General features: G+C 54.6%; 25 protein-coding genes. 15 read left to right on the top strand and 10 right to left on the bottom strand.

From position 1 onward, the window contains the following. Positions 1-38 precede the first annotated feature (38 nt). Entirely contained in the window at positions 39-686 is a 648-nt protein-coding gene (gene nth, locus ACIRQ6_RS01600; RefSeq protein ID WP_420862382.1) for an endonuclease III, read from the top strand. Beyond that, entirely contained in the window at positions 679-1,674 is a 996-nt protein-coding gene (locus ACIRQ6_RS01595) for an adenosine kinase (protein WP_420862381.1), read from the top strand. The genes nth and ACIRQ6_RS01595 overlap by 8 nt, the downstream gene beginning before the upstream one ends. A 45-nt stretch (positions 1,675-1,719) precedes the next feature. Here the strand turns inward: ACIRQ6_RS01595 and ACIRQ6_RS01590 are convergent, their stop codons facing one another. The 4 genes from ACIRQ6_RS01590 to puuE all read right to left on the bottom strand — a co-directional run bounded on the left by ACIRQ6_RS01590 (position 1,720) and on the right by puuE (position 5,836). After that, the gene (locus ACIRQ6_RS01590) at positions 1,720-3,072 is read right to left on the bottom strand and encodes an aminotransferase class III-fold pyridoxal phosphate-dependent enzyme (protein WP_420862380.1); all 1,353 of its coding nucleotides are present in this window, start codon (positions 3,070-3,072) and stop codon (positions 1,720-1,722) included. A gap of 66 nt (positions 3,073-3,138) precedes the next feature. After that, positions 3,139-3,621, bottom strand: a complete 483-nt coding sequence (locus tag ACIRQ6_RS01585; RefSeq protein ID WP_420862379.1) for an ureidoglycolate lyase — start codon at positions 3,619-3,621, stop codon at positions 3,139-3,141. After that, positions 3,618-4,436, bottom strand: coding sequence for a bifunctional allantoicase/(S)-ureidoglycine aminohydrolase (locus ACIRQ6_RS01580; protein ID WP_420862378.1), 819 nt, complete (start codon positions 4,434-4,436; stop codon positions 3,618-3,620). Before ACIRQ6_RS01580 ends, ACIRQ6_RS01585 begins: the two co-directional genes overlap by 4 nt. Further along, the gene (gene puuE, locus ACIRQ6_RS01575) at positions 4,433-5,836 is read right to left on the bottom strand and encodes an allantoinase PuuE (RefSeq protein ID WP_420862377.1); all 1,404 of its coding nucleotides are present in this window, start codon (positions 5,834-5,836) and stop codon (positions 4,433-4,435) included. Before puuE ends, ACIRQ6_RS01580 begins: the two co-directional genes overlap by 4 nt. Before the next feature lie 137 nt (positions 5,837-5,973). On the opposite strand from puuE, the gene uraH reads away from it, so the two are divergent. Further along, entirely contained in the window at positions 5,974-6,333 is a 360-nt protein-coding gene (gene uraH, locus ACIRQ6_RS01570; protein WP_420862376.1) for a hydroxyisourate hydrolase, read from the top strand. Positions 6,334-6,420: 87 nt separating this feature from the next. On the opposite strand, the gene ACIRQ6_RS01565 is transcribed toward uraH, so the two are convergent. From ACIRQ6_RS01565 to ACIRQ6_RS01555, 3 genes are all read right to left on the bottom strand, one after another. Further along, the gene (locus ACIRQ6_RS01565; protein WP_420863832.1) at positions 6,421-7,311 is read right to left on the bottom strand and encodes a DMT family transporter; all 891 of its coding nucleotides are present in this window, start codon (positions 7,309-7,311) and stop codon (positions 6,421-6,423) included. A gap of 8 nt (positions 7,312-7,319) precedes the next feature. Then, positions 7,320-8,207 (bottom strand): LysR family transcriptional regulator, encoded by an 888-nt coding sequence (locus tag ACIRQ6_RS01560; protein WP_420862375.1) that lies wholly within the window; start codon positions 8,205-8,207, stop codon positions 7,320-7,322. A 112-nt stretch (positions 8,208-8,319) separates the two neighbouring features. Next, positions 8,320-10,845: a methyl-accepting chemotaxis protein gene (locus ACIRQ6_RS01555; RefSeq protein WP_420862374.1), complete on the bottom strand. Its 2,526-nt coding sequence runs from the start codon at positions 10,843-10,845 to the stop codon at positions 8,320-8,322. A 318-nt stretch (positions 10,846-11,163) separates the two neighbouring features. Between ACIRQ6_RS01555 and ffh the strand changes: the two genes are divergently transcribed. The 8 genes from ffh (at position 11,164) to trmD (ending at position 16,043) form a co-directional block, all read left to right on the top strand. Next, a complete protein-coding gene (gene ffh, locus ACIRQ6_RS01550) occupies positions 11,164-12,663 on the top strand; it encodes a signal recognition particle protein (RefSeq protein WP_420862373.1) in 1,500 nt (499 codons plus the stop codon). Beyond that, entirely contained in the window at positions 12,660-13,175 is a 516-nt protein-coding gene (locus ACIRQ6_RS01545; protein ID WP_420862372.1) for a GNAT family N-acetyltransferase, read from the top strand. Before ffh ends, ACIRQ6_RS01545 begins: the two co-directional genes overlap by 4 nt. Next, positions 13,175-13,780, top strand: a complete 606-nt coding sequence (locus tag ACIRQ6_RS01540) for a GNAT family N-acetyltransferase (RefSeq protein WP_420863831.1) — start codon at positions 13,175-13,177, stop codon at positions 13,778-13,780. The genes ACIRQ6_RS01545 and ACIRQ6_RS01540 overlap by 1 nt, the downstream gene beginning before the upstream one ends. After that, positions 13,773-14,069: a chorismate mutase gene (locus ACIRQ6_RS01535; protein ID WP_420862371.1), complete on the top strand. Its 297-nt coding sequence runs from the start codon at positions 13,773-13,775 to the stop codon at positions 14,067-14,069. The genes ACIRQ6_RS01540 and ACIRQ6_RS01535 overlap by 8 nt, the downstream gene beginning before the upstream one ends. Before the next feature lie 42 nt (positions 14,070-14,111). Continuing rightward, a complete protein-coding gene (gene rpsP, locus ACIRQ6_RS01530) occupies positions 14,112-14,528 on the top strand; it encodes a 30S ribosomal protein S16 (protein ID WP_420862370.1) in 417 nt (138 codons plus the stop codon). A gap of 87 nt (positions 14,529-14,615) precedes the next feature. Beyond that, positions 14,616-14,765 carry a hypothetical protein gene (locus tag ACIRQ6_RS01525; protein WP_420862369.1) on the top strand — a complete coding sequence of 50 codons (150 nt, stop codon included), beginning with the start codon at positions 14,616-14,618 and terminating at the stop codon, positions 14,763-14,765. Next, entirely contained in the window at positions 14,758-15,258 is a 501-nt protein-coding gene (gene rimM / locus ACIRQ6_RS01520; RefSeq protein ID WP_420862368.1) for a ribosome maturation factor RimM, read from the top strand. The genes ACIRQ6_RS01525 and rimM overlap by 8 nt, the downstream gene beginning before the upstream one ends. Further along, the gene (gene trmD, locus ACIRQ6_RS01515; RefSeq protein ID WP_420862367.1) at positions 15,258-16,043 is read left to right on the top strand and encodes a tRNA (guanosine(37)-N1)-methyltransferase TrmD; all 786 of its coding nucleotides are present in this window, start codon (positions 15,258-15,260) and stop codon (positions 16,041-16,043) included. Before rimM ends, trmD begins: the two co-directional genes overlap by 1 nt. Before the next feature lie 73 nt (positions 16,044-16,116). On the opposite strand, the gene ACIRQ6_RS01510 is transcribed toward trmD, so the two are convergent. Then, on the bottom strand, positions 16,117-16,608 hold the full coding sequence (locus ACIRQ6_RS01510) for a GNAT family N-acetyltransferase (protein WP_420862366.1): 492 nt from the start codon (positions 16,606-16,608) through the stop codon (positions 16,117-16,119). Positions 16,609-16,858: 250 nt separating this feature from the next. On the opposite strand from ACIRQ6_RS01510, the gene ACIRQ6_RS01505 reads away from it, so the two are divergent. Then, entirely contained in the window at positions 16,859-17,053 is a 195-nt protein-coding gene (locus ACIRQ6_RS01505; RefSeq protein ID WP_420862365.1) for a hypothetical protein, read from the top strand. Positions 17,054-17,184: 131 nt separating this feature from the next. On the opposite strand, the gene ACIRQ6_RS01500 is transcribed toward ACIRQ6_RS01505, so the two are convergent. Continuing rightward, the gene (locus ACIRQ6_RS01500) at positions 17,185-17,421 is read right to left on the bottom strand and encodes a DUF6552 family protein (RefSeq protein WP_420862364.1); all 237 of its coding nucleotides are present in this window, start codon (positions 17,419-17,421) and stop codon (positions 17,185-17,187) included. A 112-nt stretch (positions 17,422-17,533) separates the two neighbouring features. Here ACIRQ6_RS01500 and ACIRQ6_RS01495 point away from each other — a divergent pair, with 112 nt between their 5' ends. The 3 genes from ACIRQ6_RS01495 (at position 17,534) to rpmE (ending at position 19,287) form a co-directional block, all read left to right on the top strand. Beyond that, a complete protein-coding gene (locus ACIRQ6_RS01495; protein WP_420862363.1) occupies positions 17,534-18,376 on the top strand; it encodes a LysR substrate-binding domain-containing protein in 843 nt (280 codons plus the stop codon). A gap of 288 nt (positions 18,377-18,664) precedes the next feature. After that, positions 18,665-19,054, top strand: a complete 390-nt coding sequence (rplS, locus tag ACIRQ6_RS01490; RefSeq protein ID WP_420862362.1) for a 50S ribosomal protein L19 — start codon at positions 18,665-18,667, stop codon at positions 19,052-19,054. A gap of 11 nt (positions 19,055-19,065) precedes the next feature. After that, a complete protein-coding gene (gene rpmE, locus ACIRQ6_RS01485) occupies positions 19,066-19,287 on the top strand; it encodes a 50S ribosomal protein L31 (RefSeq protein WP_420862361.1) in 222 nt (73 codons plus the stop codon). A gap of 180 nt (positions 19,288-19,467) precedes the next feature. On the opposite strand, the gene ACIRQ6_RS01480 is transcribed toward rpmE, so the two are convergent. Further along, complete coding sequence (locus ACIRQ6_RS01480) at positions 19,468-19,689, bottom strand: hypothetical protein (RefSeq protein WP_420862360.1); 222 nt, start codon at positions 19,687-19,689, stop codon at positions 19,468-19,470. Positions 19,690-19,783 lie beyond the last annotated feature (94 nt).

Here is a 19,783-nt window from a genome sequence, read left to right as displayed (position 1 = left end):
CATTGCGCGAGGCCTTTTCGCAAGGCATACCCGATGCCATGGCAAAGCAACTTGATTACCAAACCATCCGCGAAATGTTCACGCGCTTTGAAGCGGCCGAGGCCGAACCCAAAGGCGAGTTAGAGCACACCAACGCCTACACTCTGGTGGTGGCCGTAGCCCTATCGGCGCAGGCCACTGATGCAGGGGTTAACAAAGCCACGCGCCATCTGTTCCCCATTGCTGATACCCCGCAAAAGATGCTGGAGCTTGGCCTCGACGGCGTCACAGAGAAAATCAAAACCATTGGTCTTTATCGCAACAAGGCCAAAAACGTCATCAAGATGAGCCAGATGTTGGTCGATGACTACGGCGGCGAGGTTCCCAATTCCCGCGCGGCTTTGGAAAGCCTGCCAGGGGTTGGCCGCAAAACCGCCAATGTCGTGCTGAACATGTGGTGGGGGCAGCCGACCCAAGCCGTGGACACCCATATCTTTCGCTTCGGCAACCGATCTGGTGTGGCCCCGGGCAAAGATGTGGTCGCGGTTGAGCGCGCTATCGAAGACCACATCCCAGCTGATTTTCAACTGCACGCCCATCACTGGATGATCCTACACGGGCGCTATGTCTGCAAAGCCCGCAAACCCCTATGTGGCACCTGCCTCGTGCGGGATCTTTGCCAATTCGAGGACAAAAACTATGACTAAAAAGTACCAAGTGATCGGCATCGGAAACGCAATGGTCGATGTGTTAGCCCAAGAGGACGACAGCTTTCTCACCACCGCAGGGGTCGAAAAAGGCATCATGCAGCTGATCGATATGGACCGCGCGGTTGATCTCTATTCCCGTGTTGGGCCAGCCCAAGAAATCAGCGGGGGATCAGCCGCAAACACCATCGCTGGCATCGCCAAATTGGGCGGCCGCACCGCTTATGTAGGGAAAGTAAAGGACGATCAATTGGGCGCAATCTTTGCCCATGATCTACAAGCCCAAGGTGCAGATTACACCACTGCTATGGCACCCAAAGACGCTGTGGATGAAACAGGCCGCTGTATCGTGATCGTCACCCCAGACGGGGAGCGTTCAATGAACACATATCTTGGGGTGACCGAGTTCCTCAAACCGGACGACATCCTGCCCGACGACATGGCCCAAGCCGACTGGATCTATCTAGAAGGCTACCGGTTTGACGGTCCCGACAGTCACGCAGCCTTTGCCAAAGCAATTGAGGCCTGCAAATCCGCAGGTGGCAAAGTGTCCTTGACCCTGTCGGACCCGTTTTGCGTGGAACGCCATCGTGACGCCTTTCGCACGATGATCCAAGACCACGTAGACCTGCTGTTTTGCAACCGCGCTGAAATGCTCAGCATGTATCAAACCGACGACTTTGACGCAGCGCTCGCCCAATGCGCCTCCGAAGTGGACATCGTCGCCTGCACCGACGCAGAAAACGGGGCGCATATCCTGCAAGGCACTGCGCGGCACCACGTCCCCGCAACCCCTGTCAAAATCGTCGATGCCACCGGGGCCGGCGATATGTTTGCGGGCGCGTTTCTATGGGGGCTTTGCGAGGGCTACGACCTACCCATATGCGGTGCCATGGGCAATATCGCAGCAGGCGAGATCATCAGCCACATCGGCGCACGCGCCCAAGCGGACGTCAAAGACATGTTTGCACAAGCAGCACTGCTCTAGGTTTTCTTTTTTCCTAAAATACTCCCGCCGGAGGCACCCGCACCGTCAAACTGCGCTAAGGCCCGCCCCCAGAGCATCCAAAATGACCGTTGTCTCTGCCTGCGAAATCGTCAAAGGCGGGGACATCACGATGGAATGACCCGCCAAACGCACCATGCAGCCTGCCTCATAGGTGGCGGTTTGAATGCGCTTCATGGTGCCCATATCCATCGGGGTCTTGGCCAATGGGTCACTGACCAATTCAAGGCCAGTCATCAGACCTTCCCCACCGCGCACATCACCAATGAAGTCATACTTCTCCGCCAAAGCCAGTGCGCCTTGGTACAATTGCGTGCCCCGCAGCCCCGCATTTGTCTTGGTATCCGCCTTCAGTGTTTCCGCCAAACAAGCCACGACAGCGGCCGCACCCACGGGATGAGCCGAATAGGTATAGCCGTGGAAAATAGCGCCCTCTCCCGATTGATCGCTTTCAAAAACATCCGCAACTTTGTCCGACATCATCGCAGCGCCCACAGGAAAATATCCCGAGGTGATGCCTTTTGCGCAACTCATCATGTCAGGCTTTACGCCCCAATGCCGTGCACCAGACCAGCTGCCCAAACGACCAAACCCAGTGATCACCTCGTCTGAGATCATCAAGATCCCGTGCCGATCACAAATTTCGCGCATCAACGGCATGAACGTCGCATCAGGCACAATCACGCCGCCAGCCCCCTGTACTGGTTCCATAATGAACGCAGCAATAGTATTTGCACCTTGAAACTCAATCTCATCCTCAAAGGCCTGCGCAATCAATTGCGCCAATTTCGCAGGATCCGTCTCATTAAACGGATTGCGGTAAGTGTACGGGCTGGGCAAATGAAAACACCCGGGCAGCATCGGCTCGTAGGCCGTGCGAAAGCGGTTGTTGCCATTAACAGAGGCCCCGCCAAAATGGGTGCCATGATAGCCCTTCTTAAGGGACAAAAACTTGGTCCGTGTTGGCGCACCCCGCAAGCGGTGATACTGCCGCGCCAGTCGCAAGCATGTCTCGACACTGTCGGATCCACCTGATGTGAAAAATGCGCGTGTCATCCCGTCTTCGGCAAAGAAATCGGTCACTGCATGGCTAGCTTCAATGGCAGTAGGATTGGACGTGCCGAAAAAGGCAGAATAGTAGGGCAGTTCAAACAATTGGTCCGCGATGGCCTGCTTTACGACATCATTCGAATAGCCCAGATTGACGCACCACAACCCACCAACAGCATCAACCACGCTGTGGCCTTGCAAGTCAGTGATATGAACGCCATCGGCTTTGGTGATCACTGTGGGGTTGTTTCCGCGCGCTTCACCCGGATGGCCCATAGGATGCCACATATGTTGCGCGTTGTGCGCAGTGAGATACTCGTGATCTTTCATGGCGTCCTCCAAAATCAGATGCGCCAAGTTGGCCACGAAAAAACCCACACTGCAAGAGAGGCCGCGCTACTCTTTCACCACAAATGCAGTATCAAAGTGATGCTCTTGCAGATTTGGCGTACTGCCAATCCGGTCAATCACCGCAAAAAGGCCCGGCGCATGCAAAGGCGTCAGTACCCCGTGCCACGTATTGCGATGATAGTTCACGCCCTGCCCCGGCTTGGTCAGAAACGCCTTTATATGATGCGGAGTGTTCGCTTGATCCTCGGCCACGATGACCAAAAAGGGATGTTCGGACATAGGAATAAACGCCTGCGAGCCTTCGGGGTGTCGCTCCATCAGATCAAACGCATAAGGCAAACTGCGCGCTTGGGCACGAAAAAGGCTAATCCCAGCCTGCCCCTCTGGCCCAAAATCCATCACAGCCTGATCGTGAAACCGATCACACAGGCCTGCATTGATAGAACGCGATGCGCCCGTGCACTCCAAAACATCCCCGTAGGGCGCAAAACCCTCCGCCGTCAGCGGTTGCGCGATGATCGAACTCATAGCGCCAACTCCGCATGACGATTTACGTCCTTATACAGCAAATACCGAAACGGCCCGTCGCCTGTTGCAATACAGGCCTGCGGACAAAAGGCGCGCAGCCACATAAAATCCCCGGGCCCAACGCCGACCCATTGGTCATTCAGAAGATACCGCGCGGTCCCTTCCAACACATAAAGCCCGTGTTCCATCACATGGGTTTCAGCAAATGGAATGCGCCCACCGGGTTGAAAGGTGACAATATTGACGTGCATGTCGTGGCGCAGATCATCTGGTTCAACAAACCGCGTTGTGGCCCATAAATCCGTGTTGGACATTGGGTTCGGCGCAGTTGTTTGATCCGAGGTTACAAAAGGGGCAGGCGCGGCAATGCCTGCCACGGGCTGATACCGCTTGCGCAGCCAATGAAACTGCAAAACGTCAGAGCCTTTATTGCGCACAGTCCAGATGTGACCTGCGGGGATATAGGCATAGCCTCCGGCCTCCAACACATGCGTCACACCATCCAAACTCAACGTCATCTCGCCCGAAGCCACGAACACCACCGACTGCGCCAATGGATTTGTGTCGGGCGATTGCGATCCGCCACGCGGCGCGACTTCTACTGCATATTGCGAGAAAGTTTCGGCAAAACCCGTAAGCGGCCGCGCCAAAATCCAAGCGCGGGTCTGCGTCCAATGGGGCAACTGACTGGTGGTAATGTCGCGCATTGTATCTGCGGGAATAAATGCAAAACTTGTGGTAAACACCGCCCCTGCAGCCGCAGGGTTTTTGCGTTGGTCAGGTAAGCCACCCGGCGGAAATGCGTAACGGCTCATGGCAATAGATCCTTTAGCCGCAAGTGCGCAATGCGTTCAACCTGAGCACAAGCCGCTGAAAATTCTACGTCAGTTGCGTTGTCCAACCGCGCCTTAAACGCGGCCAAAATTCCAGCCTTGTCAAAATCACGCACTGCAATAATGAACGGGAAACCATGCTTGGCCACATAGGCTTGGTTCAGCTTTGTGAAGGTCTCACGCTCGGCATCGCTCAACAGATCAAGACCAACACTGGCCTGCTCTGTACTGCTTTGCGCCGTCAACCTTTTGGCCGCCGCCAATTTCCCGGCCAAATCAGGATGCGCTTTGAGGACATCAAGACGCTCGACCTCACTGGCAGACCGGAACATTCGTGTCAGCGCATGATGCAACCCGCCCGCCGTGTCATGGGCAGGCCCCAATTCCAATTCAAAGGCGCGCTCTGCAATCCATGCGGAATGCTCAAAAATCCCGCCGTAGGCAGACACGAACGTATCGCGATCCATTTCGCTGGGTCTATCATATTGCACAGGCGGATGATTTCGCAGCCAATGGTCTGCGATGTCAGCACGCGTTGCACACCACACATCGCCAAAGGTTTGCACGTAATCAATGAACCGTTTCAAGGCCATCACACGTCCGGGCCTACCGATCAGACGACAATGCAACCCAACAGACATCATCTTGGGTTGCCCTGCGACCCCTTCGGCATAAAGCGCATCAAAACTGTCTTTAAGATAGTTAAAGAATTGATCACCTGCATTGAACCCCTGTGGTGTGGCAAACCGCATGTCATTGGCATCTAAGGTGTACGGCACAACGAGTTGCTCCCCGATATAATAGGGTAAATCGTCTGCATAGCTGTCGGACACATAGTCAAAGCCGCCCTCTTGGGCCACCAGCGCCACAGTATTCTCGGAACAGCGCCCTGTGTACCATCCGCGCGGACGTTGGCCAGTGACCTCTGTATGCAAACGGATCGCTTCTAGCATATCAGCCCGCTCGGCCTCAGGCGTTGCGTCTTTGTATTCGATCCATTTAAGCCCGTGACTGGCGATCTCCCAATCGGCCGCTTGCATCGCCATCACCTGTTCCGGGGAGCGCGCGAGAGCCGTGGCCACGCCATAAACAGTGACGGGCACATTCGCTTGGGTAAACAACCGGTGCAGCCGCCAAAAGCCAGAACGCGCACCGTATTCGTAGATACTTTCCATATTCCAATGGCGCTGGTCCGGCCAAGCCGCGGCACCTACGATCTCGGACAAAAAAGCCTCAGACGCAGCATCCCCATGCAACACATTGTTTTCGCCGCCTTCTTCGTAGTTCACTACAAACTGCAGCGCAATTTTCGCCCCCCCGGGCCAAGCCGCATCAGGCACACGTGGCCCATAGCCAATCATGTCTCGTGGATATCGCTGCATTGTGTTTGTGCCCCTCGAATGACTGGTTCTAGCATGCACAAACTAACGTGGACGCTGTGCTGTAGTTTTTCATCGACTTTGCAGGTGCACAAGCGTCGCAATGCGCTAAACTGCACAAAGACCTATTGGAGACTGAAATGCCCACCGGATTTCTTACCACACATGTGCTCGACACCAGTTTGGGCACACCTGCCTCTGGCCTCAAGATCGACCTTTACCGACTGCACGGTCTTGCCGAAACGCTGGTCTGCAGCATGACAACGAATGCAGACGGCCGCACGGACACACCAATTCTGCCAACCGAGGATTTTACAACTGGCACGTTCGAGCTGATCTTTCATGCCGGCGATTATTTCGACGCTATCGGGACCGATGCCCAAGACCCACGGTTTTTGGACATTGTGCCAATCCGTTTCGGCATCAACGATCCCGACAGCCATTATCACGTACCCTTGCTGCTTTCGCCCTTCGGCTATTCCACCTATCGCGGCAGCTAAACCGCACGTGCGACATCCGAACTTGACCTGTGTTGAGGCCGCCAAGCGCGCGCAAAGTGTTACGTGGTGTCGGGCGGGACTGGCGGATTAGGATGCCGCTGTTTCGTCTCGCAACAACAATAAAAGTGCCATAACCGTTAAGGCCACGCCGCCCAGCACATATACCGTCGGGGCCGCATTCCCCAATGCGATTTCCCACAAAATGACCCAGCTGGGGATCAGATATGTATAGGCCATCACTTTGGCCGAGGGCAGCCTCATGGTCGCAAATTGCAACAAAAAGAAAGTCATCGAACTGGCGAAAATCGATGTGTAAAGAATGGTCGTATAGACAATCGTTGGAAGGTTCGCCCAATCCGTTGCGCGGATTTCGGACCAGCCATATATCCATAACAACACGCACGCAGCGCTAAGCATCAAAAAAGTGAATGTCAGCGCAGGCTCACCACGGTTCAAAAGGCGCACCAAGGGTGTGTAAAGCGCATGTGCCACGCACCCCCAAAAGAAAATCCTTTCGCCCAACCCAATTTCAAAGGCCAGTACAGCCGTAATATCGGCGCGAAAAATAACCCATAACGCACCGATGCCTCCGATGCCCAGCGCCAAGGCCATGGACCGCGTTGTGATCTGTCGCAACAACAGCCAACCAAAAACGGCAGACATGATCGGGGTAAAGGTGAAGACCGCCGAGGTGCTAACGGGATTGGCCGTCTTCAATCCTTCGAACATCATCACGAAATAGAAGCTGAAAACACCACCCAGCAGCAAATATCGCCATGGCGCCTGTAAATCTTTGCGTTTGATCCCCGTGGTCAGCCAGCACGTGATCCATATAGCAAGACTTGCAATAGCAAACCGAACGGCATTTAGCGCCACTGGATCGATATGAGGGGCTGCCAGCCCACCTAAAGAAAAAGAGCCCGCCACGAGTATCGAAAACGAAAACATCGCCAAATGGCCCAATGTTTCAGGGCGCATTTTACCCATCAAATCGTGGGCCAGTGAACAGACTCTTCTTTCAAGAACTTGGTAAAGCTTTGAACTTTGGCGGTGCGATGCAAATCCACGTGGGTCACGATCCACAGCGGCGTGGACCAATCTTTTTGCGGGCCGATCATTTCGACCAAGTTGTCACGGTTTTGCGCCATGTAGACTGGCAAAAATCCTATGCCCACGCCTTCGATAACGGCATCTTCTACGGCCAGCAGGCTTGATGCTTTGTAGACTACGTATTCCGAAGGCACGTTGGCCATGATCCAATTGTTAAAAGGAATCCGGCTGTTGGGGGTCGAAAGCCTTACAAACCGGTGGTTCGGAATGTCCTCTAGACCTTTCAAAGTACCATGGCGTGCAACGTAGTCTTTCGTAGCATAAAGCGCTGTGGTCATAGCCCCCAAGGGTTGCACGATATTGTCGGGCTCTTGGTCCTGACGCCCTGCCCGAATGGCCACGTGGGCCTCGCCGTATTCCAAACGCAACACGCGGCTATCTACGACCAATTCTGTGCGTAGGTCTGGATATTCGAGCTGAAATTTACCAATTGTTTGCGCCAAAAGTTGCGACATCGGGGGTACCGAAGTAATGACCAAATCGCCTGAAACAGCAGCGCCCCGGCCATGGATCCGACCCGCCAGTTGAGTAAACTGGTCTTCCGTGGTTTGGGCCACTTGCATCAAATCCTCGCCAGCTTCGGTCGCGGTGTAGCCACGGGCATGGCGCTGAAAAAGCTTAACACCAAGCTTGCCTTCTAGGGCGTCAATATGACGAATAACCGTTGCATGATGCACACCAAGGACATCAGCAGCACCACTTACAGTTCCCATGCGGGCCACTTGATAAGCCGTTCTGATTTCGTCCCAATTGTCTACCGCCATGACTTATGTCCTTCACAATACGTCTGTGCACCAAAGAACAATAAAGCCCACATAATGGCAAGGGTGTTCACAAGGGCAGACGAGTGCTTTTTAGGGATATGTCGACTTTGCTTTAGAAATCCTTCCACACTTCTTTGTATGCATCAGCGCCAAAAGCAGGCGAACTGCTTTGATCTACTGAAAGATCTTCATCCCACAATTCTTTGGTTCCTTGATCATCCATCTGTGGCGTAGGCGCACGTGGTTTGTTCGGCGCAGGATCAGGTGTCGCAGTTGGTGCAGCATTTGAGCGAGGCTTAAAACGGGAAGCGCGAGCCTCCGGTGCTTGTTTGCTAGAAAAGACTGCGATAGTGCCGCTGTGTCCCGTTTTACTTTCAACTGTGGCCCGAGCCACTTGCGCCTCAGCCACGGGAATTTCATCCGTTAAACCAGTTTTCTCGACCCTTACTGCAGCAGCACGGCACCCAACATTAAATTGGCCAACCAGTTTCTTGAGATGTACGGCTTGATCCCGCAATTGATGGCTAAATCCAGTGCTTGTCTGCACCATCTGTGTGTTCTTATGTGTTGTCTCTTCCAACAAAACAACGCCTTGGTTTACTTCCTTTAGGCCCTGCGCCTGTTCCTGAGCACTTTGCGCGATCTCTTGGATCAGCGCAGAGATTTCTCGCACCCGCTCGAAGGTTGCCCTTAATGTTTCACCTGCATCGCCAACCAAAGTCACACCGTTTTTGATGTTCTGGGCGTTCCCGGCCAATCGTTCTTTGATCTGTTGCGCAGCCTCCGAGGATTTTTGCGCAAGAATTTGCACCTCAGATGCAACAACAGCAAAGCCGCGCCCTGCGTCGCCTGCTCGGGCCGCTTCCACGCCTGCATTCAACGCCAAGAGATTTGTTTGGAACGCGATATCGTCGATCATTCCAATAAAGCTGTTCACCTCGTCAGACGACACTTTGATTTTATGCATCGCATCAACTGTTTGCTGCACGATTGCATCACTTTGGGCCGCGTCCGTCTGGGCCTGCTGTGCATGGTCAGACACTGCCGACGCATTGCGAGCCGCACCGGCCACACTTTCTACAATTTGCGCCAAGGCGGCGGCAGTTTGAATCAAAGTCGCGGCTTGGTCCTCGGTGGATTGCGCCAACGTATCCGCCCCAGCGCTGAGCGTGCCAGATTGTTGTTCGATCCTGTCCGACGTTTTGGAAACCTCCTGAATAGCCTTATGAAGAGTGTCGACAGTTGTGTTAAAATCCGACCGCAGACCTTCATATTGCGCTGGAAACGCCGCATCCATTTTCGAGGTCAGGTCGCAATTGGACAAGGCAGCCAACCCATCGCTAAGGCTTTGAACGACGGCCGCTTGCATTTCAACATCCCTGGCGCGCTCTTGTTCCGCCGCTTGGGCTGTACGCAACCGGTCTTGCAACGTCTGCAACGCAGCACCAATGGCCCCAAATTCATCACGCCGCTTGGCGTCGGTAATTGGCTGGTCATAATCACCGTCAGCCACCTTGGTGAGAGAGACTGACAGGCGCGAGATGGGACGCGTTAATGAACGGCCAAAGATCACGCCAGTGATACAAAAGAGCAGCGCACTGATCACAACAACAATAATTTGTCGGCGCATGCTGTCCCATGCAGGCGTCATAATTTCATCCAAAGAGCGTTCGTAAACAAACAGCCAACTGCGATCAAAAAACATCAATGGTAAGGCCAGCGACATGACCTGCGCACCGCTTTGACCAGTGGTCAGGATCGGTTCAAATTGGTCTTGTTGCTTAGCTAAAGTCATAGCCTGCGTTTCAACAAGATCTTCCAATTTTACAAAACTATCTTCAAATCGCGCATCAACCCGCGCCTTGAGGTCCTCACCAACCAATAAAAACGTGCCAGTTTCGCCCAAGCCGCGCGGATCGTTGACAATACTCTCAAGCAAGGAAATCGACAGCTGAAAGGCTACCACGCCAATTGGTCGTCCCTGACCGTCAGGCACTGGTGTTGCGATAAAGGCTGCAACTTCGCCTATACTGGGCGCATATGCTTCGAAATCTTGAAAATAAAGTTCGCCCACCTCGCCGTTTGCCGCCATTTCAAAGGCATTGGCAAGGCCAGACCCCGCATAGGGCCCGGTACGGAAATTGGTGGCAAAATCGTCCTCTTTAGCCACGGAATAAATTGCGTCCCCGTCCAGATTGAACAAGAACACGTCGTAAAACCCCTTTTCCTGCGTCAGTGTTCGCAAACTGGGGTGCATCTTGGAATGGAGGAAATGATAGGTGGCGTCATCGTCCGCGCGATCAAGCGCATCTTTTTGACCCACGGGGTTCGGGTTTTGCGTGATATACGCGCGCTGCAACACACCTGTTGAATCCGTTCCTAACTTCCCCCAAGCCTGATTAAGCGTACTCAAATTACGCGCCATCGCAGGATCAGCAGCAGCAAGGCGCACATCCGCTGCGGCGGTGTCCAGCCATGTCTGGATTTGCGCGTGACGGGACTGCGCCAAAGACCCCGCCCGGTCCATCGATTGCGTCAGAGATGCTTTGCGAAAATGCGTTTGACTGACAAACATATTCGCACCGGCGAAGACTGCACAAAACACCACCAAGAAAACAGCTAGTCTGACGGAAATCATATTGAGCATTTTTAGCATGGCAGGTCTTTCGTTCGTGGCGCTATGAGGAGGTGTTAAGAGCAAGGTCTTAAGAAACGGATTATAACCTCAGGCTTCTTGCCCACTGGCCATCGCCACTGTCCCATTGCCGCCTTGACAGAGTGCCCTTTCAGGCGTACTCCCCGCCCAACATCTGGAAGCCTTAGACTTCCGGTCTTTGCTGTAGTGCGAAGATCGCCCTCCATCAGCGTCATACGCCCATGGGGGCGTTTGTGGTTTGAGCCGTTCGTTCCTAAATAGGTCGGACACACACGTATCGGCCTAAGGAGGGCCTGTGACATGTTTGAGAATCTTTCACAGCGCCTATCGGGTGTTTTCGACAAGCTCACCAAACAAGGCGCGTTGTCTGAGGACGACGTAAAAACCGCTCTGCGCGAGGTCCGTGTCGCCCTTCTGGAGGCCGATGTCTCGCTGCCCGTAGCACGCGAATTTGTCAAAGCCGTGCAAGAAAAGGCTACTGGTCAGGCCGTGACCAAATCCATCACGCCCGGCCAGCAAGTTGTTAAAATTGTCCACGATGCGTTGGTTGATACACTGACGGGCGAAGGCGAACCGGGCGATCTGAAAATTGATAACCCCCCTGCCCCTATCTTGATGGTCGGTTTGCAGGGCGGTGGTAAAACCACGACAACGGGTAAATTGGCAAAGCGTTTGACCGAGAAAAACGGCAAGCGCGTTTTGATGGCCTCTTTGGATATTTACCGCCCTGCTGCACAACAACAGTTGGCGGTTCTCGGCGCTCAAATCGGTGTGGACACATTGCCCATCGTGGCAGGTGAAAGCGCCGTTCAAATCGCCAAACGCGCAAAACAACAGGCCACTTTGGGCGGATATGACGTCTACATGCTGGACACGGCAGGACGTCTGCAAATCGACGAGACCTTGATGCAAGAGGTCAAAGACGTGCGCGACGCGGTCAACCCGCGTGAGACACTGTTGGTCGTTGACGGCCTGACCGGTCAGGTCGCCGTAGAAGTCGCCGAAGAATTTGACGGAAAAATCGGCATCTCGGGCGTGGTTCTGACCCGCATGGATGGCGACGGACGTGGCGGTGCGGCCCTGTCGATGAAAGCTGTGACTGGCAAACCGATCAAATACGTGGGTTTGGGCGAAAAACTGGACGCTCTGGAAGAATTCCATCCCGAACGTGTTGCAGGTCGCATTCTTGGCATGGGCGATATCGTATCGCTGGTGGAAAAGGCCCAAGAGACCATCGAGGCCGAACAAGCCGAACGGATGATGAAGCGCTTTCAAAAAGGTCAGTTCAATATGAACGACCTCAAGGCGCAGCTTGAACAGATGATGAAAATGGGTGGCATGGAAGGCATCATCGGAATGATGCCGGGCATGGGCAAAATGGCCAAACAGGTTGAAGAAGCAGGCTTTGACGACAGCGTTCTGAAACGCCAGATCGCCCTTGTGAATTCCATGACCAAAAAAGAACGCGCCAACCCGCAGATCCTGCAAGCCAGCCGCAAAAAGCGGATTGCTGCCGGGGCGGGCATGGAAGTCTCGGACCTAAATAAACTGCTGAAAATGCACCGTCAGATGTCCGACATGATGAAGAAAATGGGCAAGATGGGCAAAGGTGGCATGCTCAAACAGGCCATGAAAGGCATGATGGGCAAAGGCGGCGGCATGCCCGATATGAACGATCCTGCCGCCATGGAAGCCGCCGCAAAACAGTTGGGCAAAATGCCCGGTGGTCTTGGCGGAATGCCCGGCATGGGCGGCGGTGGCCTGCCCCCTGGCCTATCTGGTTTCGGCAAAAAGAAATGATCGCACCAACCCTACATACAGATCGCTTGATCCTGCGCGCCCCGACGGAGGCCGATTTCGAGGCTGAGGTCGGCTTTTGGGCGTCCGAGCGTTCGCATTTCGTGGGTGGGCCCATGACGCGCGAACAGGGCTGGCGCGGCTTTGCCTCGCTGCTGGGTCATTGGCATATACGGGGTTATGGGTTTTGGGCTGTGGAAGAAAAAGCCACTGGGAAGTACTGTGGACGTGTTGGCCTGTGGAACCCCGAAGGCTGGCCCGAAGCCGAAATCGGCTGGACCCTAATGGATCACGCCGAAGGCCGCGGCATCGCCCATGAGGCCGCTCTGGAATCCCGACGCTACGCTTACCAAGTGCTGGATTGGGACACAGCCATCAGCTGCATCGACCCCAATAACACCCGCTCTGCAGCTTTGGCGCAAAAGCTGGGTGCCACATACGACTACGACTATACCCATGAACGCTATGGTCAAATGCAGGTCTGGCGGCACCCGTCCCCCGAGGCGCTGACATGATGACACTGGCCGAAATTCCTGTGCTGGAAACCCAGCGCCTTGTCCTGCGCGGCCCCGAGGCCGAGGATTACCCTGACTTCAAAGCAACTTTCAGCAGCTATCGCTCGCGCTTTATGGGTGGGCCCCTGAACGCCTATGAGGCATGGATGCTCTATGCCGCCGAGATGGGCCATTGGCACATTCGCGGCTTTGGCATGTGGATGATCCACGACAAAGAGACCGATGCGACCTACGGCATGGCCGGTGGTTGGCAGCCTGCGAAATGGCCCGAAGCAGAAATCGCTTGGATCATTTGGCCTGACAAAGCAGGCAAAGGTTATGCGCTGGAAGCCACCAGTGCCGTGCGCGACTACTATTATGCGCAAAAAGGCTGGACCACAGCCGTGTCCTACTTGGACCCCAAAAACCTCGACAGTATTCGACTGGCCGAACGGCTGGGGGCCACCCGTGACCGCCAAGCCGCAACCATCGACGGGTCGGACGCGGTCTATCGCCACCCCAGCCCTGCTGAGTTGGACGGCACGCAATTGGCTCACGGCATCGCCATGGAAATCAGCCACTATGCCGACCCGCTTTTTAAACCGAAAGGATGGGCTCTTGACTGATCCTGTGACCCGCGCCCAAGAGGTGCTCAAAGACCACCGCGAGAGCATCGACAGACTGGACGCGATCCTTGTCTACACACTGGGCGAGCGGTTCAAACACACCCAAGCCGTGGGCAAACTCAAAGCCCAGCACGATCTACCCGCCTCGGACCCTGCGCGCGAGGAAAAACAAATTGCGCGGCTCGAAGATCTGGCCAATCGCGCCGATCTTGATCCCGCTTTCGCCAAGGATTTTCTGAATTTCATTATCCAGGAAGTCATTCAACACCACAAGAAACACCAAGAATAACAGGCCGAAAGCCTGCTAAAGCCAAAATAGGAGAACTACATCATGGCTATGAAAATTCGTCTCGCCCGCGGCGGTTCCAAGAAACGTCCATTTTACCGCATCGTGGCTGCCGACAGCCGCATGCCACGCGATGGTCGCTACATCGAAAAGCTGGGCACATATAACCCATTGCTGCCAAAAGACAGCGAAGAGCGCGTGAAAATGGACATGGAGCGCGTGAAATACTGGTTGGGCGAAGGCGCTCAGGTCACCGACCGTGTATCCCGCATGCTGGAAGCCGCTGGCGAGTTGCCCAAGAAAGACCGCTCGAACCCGAAAAAAGGCACACCGGGCAAGAAAGCCCAAGAGCGCGCCGAAGAAAAAGCCGCCAAAGCAGCCGCCGCTGCTGAAGCTGCTGCTGCCCCAGCAGAAGCCCCTGCAGAAGAAGCGCCAGCAGAAGAAGCTGCAGCCGAAGAGTAAGCACCGCTTGCCCATGAATTTCGAAAGGCCGCTTGGGAACAGGCGGCCTTTTGTCTATGAAGGGCCTAATCAATCAAGGACGCTGAAATGTTTGGAATACTCCGTCTTGTCATATTTTCCGGTGGGGCCTTCGCCGCAGGGGTGATGTATCAATGGGCAGGCGCTGCTGAGGCCTGCAAAGAGGCAGGTGGAACCATGCAAAGCGGCATTTGTCGGGGGGTTGCGGCCAATGGATAAGGTATGCGTCGGCATCATCGCGGGCGCCTTTGGTGTCAAAGGCCATGTGCGGATCAAAAGTTTTTGCGCCGATCCTTTGGCAATCTTTGAATACCCGCTGACCAACGAAGGCGGGCACCGCGATTTTAACGCGACCCTTGTGCAGCCTGTCAAAAACGGATTTGCAGCCCAAGTGCGCGGTGTGAACACCAAAGAAGAGGCCGACGCGCTGAACGGCACGCAATTGTTCGCCGAGCGCAGTGAACTGCCCGATCCCGAGGAAGACGAGTATTACTATGCCGATTTGATCGGTTTGCCGGTGTTCGATACGGGCGGCGGGCCTTTGGGTAAGGTCAAATTGGTGGTGAACCATGGTGCCGGCGACATGCTGGAAATCCACGCCGTCGGGGCCAAAAACACCGTGGCCCTGCCCTTCACCAAGGCCTGCGTGCCTACCGTTGATATCGCGGGTAAACGCATCGTCGCCGATCCCCCCGAAGGCCTGTTCGACTGATGGTGGCCCCTACCAAAAGCCACGGGTTGAAATCCATTTCAACCTCGCTGAAACCCCGCGATCTGATGACCCCCAAACCCACGCTGGCCAATGTCTGGACCGCGCGGATCATCACCCTCTTTCCCGATGCCTTTCCGGGCGTGCTGGGCGAAAGCCTGACGGGCAAGGCGCTCAAGGACAATCTGTGGCAGATCGAGACCACCGATCTGCGCATGTTTGGCGAGGGCAAGCACCGCAATGTAGACGACACGCCCTCTGGCGGCGGGGCTGGCATGGTTCTGCGCGCCGATGTAGTGGGCGCTGCCATCGAACATGTAGGCAAACAGATCAAAGGGCGCTGCCCGCTGGTCTACCTGTCGCCGCGCGGTCGTCGGTTCGATCAAGCCATGGCGCGGGAGTGGTCACAGGCCGATGGTATTACCATGCTCTGCGGCCGGTTCGAAGGGGTCGATCAGCGCGTGCTCGATCATTACAATATCCAAGAGGTCAGCCTTGGGGATTTCGTCCTCTCCGGTGGCGAACTGGCCGCCCAAGCCATGATCGACGCCACAGTGCGCCTTCTGCCCGGCGTATTGGGCAATCTTGACAGCACCGTCGAGGAAAGCTTTTCCGAAGGCCTGCTCGAACACCCGCAATACACCCGCCCTGCGGACTGGATGGGGCACACAATTCCCGACGTCCTGACCTCAGGCGATCACGGCAAAGTCGCCAAATGGCGACGCGAGCAGTCCGAAAAACTGACCCAAGAGCGCAGACCTGACCTTTGGGACACGCTCAAGAAATAGCCTTTGGATTTATCCGGGTGCTTTGCGCAATTTTCATCACGTTCACATTTGTAGGCATCTTGTTCCAAGGCGCTTAATCCCCGAACGCCGGTGCAAATCCCAAAATTCCCTTAGGCGCCGATCCATCAAATGACACCCACTGCACCAATTCCACAGGCAAATCCTGATAGCGCAGCGCCCCGTCGCCTACAAAACCAAAACGGTGGTAGTATTTCGGATCGCCAACCAAGACGCAGCCCTTGGCACCCAAGGCTTTGATCTGGTCCAAGCCCTGCGTGATCAACGCAGACCCGATCCCCTGCAATTGCCGATCTGGGTGCACAGCCACAGGGCCCAAGCCGATCCACCCCATGTCGCGGCCATCAAATGTCACGGTTGAAAACGCAACATGGCCAACGATCTCTGTGTCAACAGCGACCAAAGACAACACCATATCACCATCCGCGTTCAAGGCGGCAGGCAAAGCGGCCTCGGTCCCGTCGCTAAACGCCTTTGGGGCAAAGGCCATAGCAGTGATATCGTGGATTGCCTCGGCATCCCCTAATTTTTCAGCCCTGATCAGCATTGGATCCTCCCCTTTTCCCAACAGTGACAAACCAGAGGGGGAAATTCAAAAATATTTCCCCGGTGACAGCATTTTTCTGCACCTGCACAATGTTTTAGGGCCCAATATACCCCGTTAAGTCGGGTATTCCTGACCCCAAAATGACCCAAAGTAAGGCATACCTGACTGTCGCCTCTGCCACCCTCTGTCTAAACAGGATGCAAGAACAGACACACCGGCAACCACGCCACACACCAGAGGGAATTACGAAATGACAACAATGACTTACACCGCCACAGCCCAGCCAATCAAAACCGTAGACTTCGGCGCATTCATCCTGCCAATCGCCAAAAAAGTTGCTCATTTCCTGAAGGTGTGTGCCGGTGTTTATGCCGAGCAAGACAGCAATTATCGCGGTCTGGATCTGAATGGTAACGCCGTTTGGGCGACCTCCCCGAATTTCTAAGATTTACCCCAAAATACCTTTCCACGATACCGATTTTAGAATCTATAGAACGATCCCATTTTCCAAAATAAAGTGCAGTTTCCTGGAACTGCACTTTTTTGGTGTTCACAGAAGCTGGCAAAACCTTTGGTTCAACTGCTGGCCAAGCCCGCCCCCATGGCTGCTAATGCCACCAAATGGATCAACATGATCGCGCGATCCTTCCAGAACGCCCCAACAACAAACCAGCCAATCAATCCAATTAGAAACAAGTAGATGTTCAGCGGCGTCATGCCAAAAGCAGTTGCCGTGTAGCCCGCAATCTGGATCAGCGACGCCACCCACTTCAAAGCCCAAACAGGTTCAATCATGGCATTTATACGTGACATCCGGCGTATCCTTCGAAATCCTATGGATAGCTGTTTAGCCGCCCGGAACAGCCCTTGACCAATCATGTCTCATCGCTCAAGGGTGTAGAAATTCTACTGCCTAGAAAGCCCGATGATGCGCCTGCCCAATCTGAATGCCCTGCGGATGTTTGATGCCGCCGCCCGGCACCTGAACTTTCGTCATGCCGCTGAGGAATTGCATCTGACCCAAGGGGCCGTCGCCCAACAAGTTCGCAAACTGGAGGCCGATCTGGGCAAAACCCTGTTCAAACGCGAGGCCCGTGGGCTTTCGCTGACTGCAGATGGGGCCACGTTGCATCGCCCAGTTCGTCAGGCCATGACCCTGATCCAAGACGGGGTGGCCCAATTGATCCCTGATGCCGCCAAAGTCACACTGTCCACAACGCCATCTTTTGCTGCAAAATGGCTGGTGCCACGCATGACGAATTTCGAGGCGCAAAATCCCGACATCGAGGTTCAGGTTCAAGCTGAGGAAAGCCTGACCCATTTCGCCAGTGATGGCGTTGATTTGGCCATTCGGTTGGGCAGCCCCCCTTTTGGCAAGGATCTGAGCTATACCAAACTGGCCAGTTTGGACCTTTGTATCGTTGGGACGGCTGGCACGCCGCAGTTTGCCTCGCTCGATACGCCCACAACCCATACTTTGATCCAAGACAGTCACCGCCATTGGGACCAGCTTTTTCAGCAAGGTCTGATCAATCGCCCCAAAAAGCTACTGCAATTTAACCAAACCGCACTGGCTATGGATGCAGCAAAAAACGGACAGGGTCTGGCCCTTGTGCCCCGCCTCTATTTGCACGCAAACGATGGTCTGGAACGGCTTTGGGATTTTCCCGCAGATGGCAACGCCGGTTTCTATTTGGTCTGGCCCACAGGGGCGCGGACCAATCGCGCCCTTGAGACTGTGAAAACATGGCTTTTGGGGCAGATTTGACCCCATCAAAACCCTTGCCAGACAGGGCTGATCGCCCTATACCGCCCAAGTTCGCGGTCGGATTTTCCGACTCGCGTGCATTGGTTTGCGGGAACCACTGGATCAGGCAGAACCTTCTTTGGGTTCAATGATATACCAGACAAGGCCCGGAAGCCGCATAAATAAATGTCGACTTGACCTCTGACGGGCGCATCCGCGTGGATGGGAACACCGAACAAAGATCAGAGCTATCGGGACGCGCCAGACCTTTGCGGAACAACCGCAAGCCATAATAAATAGGAGGATCCGATGGATCTGCTCGCTCAACTAGAGGCAGAACAAGTTGCTGCCTTGGGAAAAGACATTCCCGATTTCAAAGCCGGTGACACCATCCGTGTCGGTTTTAAAGTGACCGAGGGCACCCGTACCCGTGTTCAGAACTACGAAGGCGTTTGTATCGCCCGCAAGAACGGTTCTAGCATCGGTGGCTCGTTCACAGTTCGCAAAATTTCTTTTGGTGAAGGCGTAGAACGTGTGTTCCCGCTGCACTCGACCAACATCGACAGCATTACAGTTGTGCGTCGTGGCCGTGTGCGTCGTGCGAAACTCTACTACCTGCGGGAACGTCGTGGTAAATCCGCACGTATCGCCGAACAGACAAACTACCGCGCACCTAAGGGTGCCGGCGCAAACGCGTAAGGATTGGTCAGATGAAAAAAGATACACATCCCGATTACCACTTCATCGACGTGAAGATGACCAACGGCGACATCATCAAGATGCGCTCGACTTATGGCGAAGAAGGCACTCAGCTGGCCCTCGACGTGGACCCAACAGTACACCCTGCGTGGACCGGTGGTGGCACACGTTTGATGGACACAGGCGGCCGCGTCTCCAAGTTCAAAAAGAAATACGAAGGTTTGGGCTTCTAAGCCGCCTACCTTTCCGATTTCAAAGAACGCCGCGCTGGAGACAGGGCGGCGTTTTTCGTTCTAAGTCGCCTAAGTCCACCCAAGACAGGAATTGTCTAAATCATCAAACATGCGCCTTTTGATATTCGTGTAGCGCGGGGCAAGGACATGGAGGCGTTGCAAGACTTCTATTCGCATCTCTCATCCACCAACGAAAAAGTCGCGCCGCCAGTGGCGTGTAACAGCTTGTAAAAATTGAGCCACTTCGAAGGCAGAACTGTTTTGGTGGGGTTTACCGATGAAATTCCTGTTACGACCTGCATGATCGTCATTATCCCAAATCTCACTAAAGGCGCACAGCGCTTTGACGTGATTGAAACCGCGGTGACCTATCCAGACGAAAGGTGCAAAGGATTTGGTCAAAAAATTTTGGACAACGCAACATCCCGCGTGTGGCAACATGGGGGCTACACAATAATGCTAAGCGCAGGCTTTGAGCCATCGCGGACTGGCTTTC

The sequence above is a fragment of the Algirhabdus cladophorae genome (assembly GCF_044772865.1).
GTDB classification, from domain to species: domain Bacteria; phylum Pseudomonadota; class Alphaproteobacteria; order Rhodobacterales; family Rhodobacteraceae; genus Algirhabdus; species Algirhabdus cladophorae.
The sequence above is the reverse complement of the archived record's forward strand: the minus strand, read 5'-3'. Positions and strand labels throughout refer to the sequence as shown.

What these genes read in the sequence shown, in the direction of transcription:
- nth (WP_420862382.1), top strand. Translation starts at nt 39, where the DNA reads ATGGCAAAGCAACTTGATTACCAAACCATCCGCGAAATGTTCACGCGC.
- ACIRQ6_RS01595 (WP_420862381.1), top strand. Translation starts at nt 679, where the DNA reads ATGACTAAAAAGTACCAAGTGATCGGCATCGGAAACGCAATGGTCGAT.
- ACIRQ6_RS01590 (WP_420862380.1), bottom strand. Translation starts at nt 3,072, where the DNA reads ATGAAAGATCACGAGTATCTCACTGCGCACAACGCGCAACATATGTGG.
- ACIRQ6_RS01585 (WP_420862379.1), bottom strand. Translation starts at nt 3,621, where the DNA reads ATGAGTTCGATCATCGCGCAACCGCTGACGGCGGAGGGTTTTGCGCCC.
- ACIRQ6_RS01580 (WP_420862378.1), bottom strand. Translation starts at nt 4,436, where the DNA reads ATGAGCCGTTACGCATTTCCGCCGGGTGGCTTACCTGACCAACGCAAA.
- puuE (WP_420862377.1), bottom strand. Translation starts at nt 5,836, where the DNA reads ATGCAGCGATATCCACGAGACATGATTGGCTATGGGCCACGTGTGCCT.
- uraH (WP_420862376.1), top strand. Translation starts at nt 5,974, where the DNA reads ATGCCCACCGGATTTCTTACCACACATGTGCTCGACACCAGTTTGGGC.
- ACIRQ6_RS01565 (WP_420863832.1), bottom strand. Translation starts at nt 7,311, where the DNA reads ATGCGCCCTGAAACATTGGGCCATTTGGCGATGTTTTCGTTTTCGATA.
- ACIRQ6_RS01560 (WP_420862375.1), bottom strand. Translation starts at nt 8,207, where the DNA reads ATGGCGGTAGACAATTGGGACGAAATCAGAACGGCTTATCAAGTGGCC.
- ACIRQ6_RS01555 (WP_420862374.1), bottom strand. Translation starts at nt 10,845, where the DNA reads ATGATTTCCGTCAGACTAGCTGTTTTCTTGGTGGTGTTTTGTGCAGTC.
- ffh (WP_420862373.1), top strand. Translation starts at nt 11,164, where the DNA reads ATGTTTGAGAATCTTTCACAGCGCCTATCGGGTGTTTTCGACAAGCTC.
- ACIRQ6_RS01545 (WP_420862372.1), top strand. Translation starts at nt 12,660, where the DNA reads ATGATCGCACCAACCCTACATACAGATCGCTTGATCCTGCGCGCCCCG.
- ACIRQ6_RS01540 (WP_420863831.1), top strand. Translation starts at nt 13,175, where the DNA reads ATGACACTGGCCGAAATTCCTGTGCTGGAAACCCAGCGCCTTGTCCTG.
- rpsP (WP_420862370.1), top strand. Translation starts at nt 14,112, where the DNA reads ATGGCTATGAAAATTCGTCTCGCCCGCGGCGGTTCCAAGAAACGTCCA.
- ACIRQ6_RS01525 (WP_420862369.1), top strand. Translation starts at nt 14,616, where the DNA reads ATGTTTGGAATACTCCGTCTTGTCATATTTTCCGGTGGGGCCTTCGCC.
- rimM (WP_420862368.1), top strand. Translation starts at nt 14,758, where the DNA reads ATGGATAAGGTATGCGTCGGCATCATCGCGGGCGCCTTTGGTGTCAAA.
- trmD (WP_420862367.1), top strand. Translation starts at nt 15,258, where the DNA reads ATGGTGGCCCCTACCAAAAGCCACGGGTTGAAATCCATTTCAACCTCG.
- ACIRQ6_RS01510 (WP_420862366.1), bottom strand. Translation starts at nt 16,608, where the DNA reads ATGCTGATCAGGGCTGAAAAATTAGGGGATGCCGAGGCAATCCACGAT.
- ACIRQ6_RS01505 (WP_420862365.1), top strand. Translation starts at nt 16,859, where the DNA reads ATGACAACAATGACTTACACCGCCACAGCCCAGCCAATCAAAACCGTA.
- ACIRQ6_RS01500 (WP_420862364.1), bottom strand. Translation starts at nt 17,421, where the DNA reads ATGTCACGTATAAATGCCATGATTGAACCTGTTTGGGCTTTGAAGTGG.
- ACIRQ6_RS01495 (WP_420862363.1), top strand. Translation starts at nt 17,534, where the DNA reads ATGATGCGCCTGCCCAATCTGAATGCCCTGCGGATGTTTGATGCCGCC.
- rplS (WP_420862362.1), top strand. Translation starts at nt 18,665, where the DNA reads ATGGATCTGCTCGCTCAACTAGAGGCAGAACAAGTTGCTGCCTTGGGA.
- rpmE (WP_420862361.1), top strand. Translation starts at nt 19,066, where the DNA reads ATGAAAAAAGATACACATCCCGATTACCACTTCATCGACGTGAAGATG.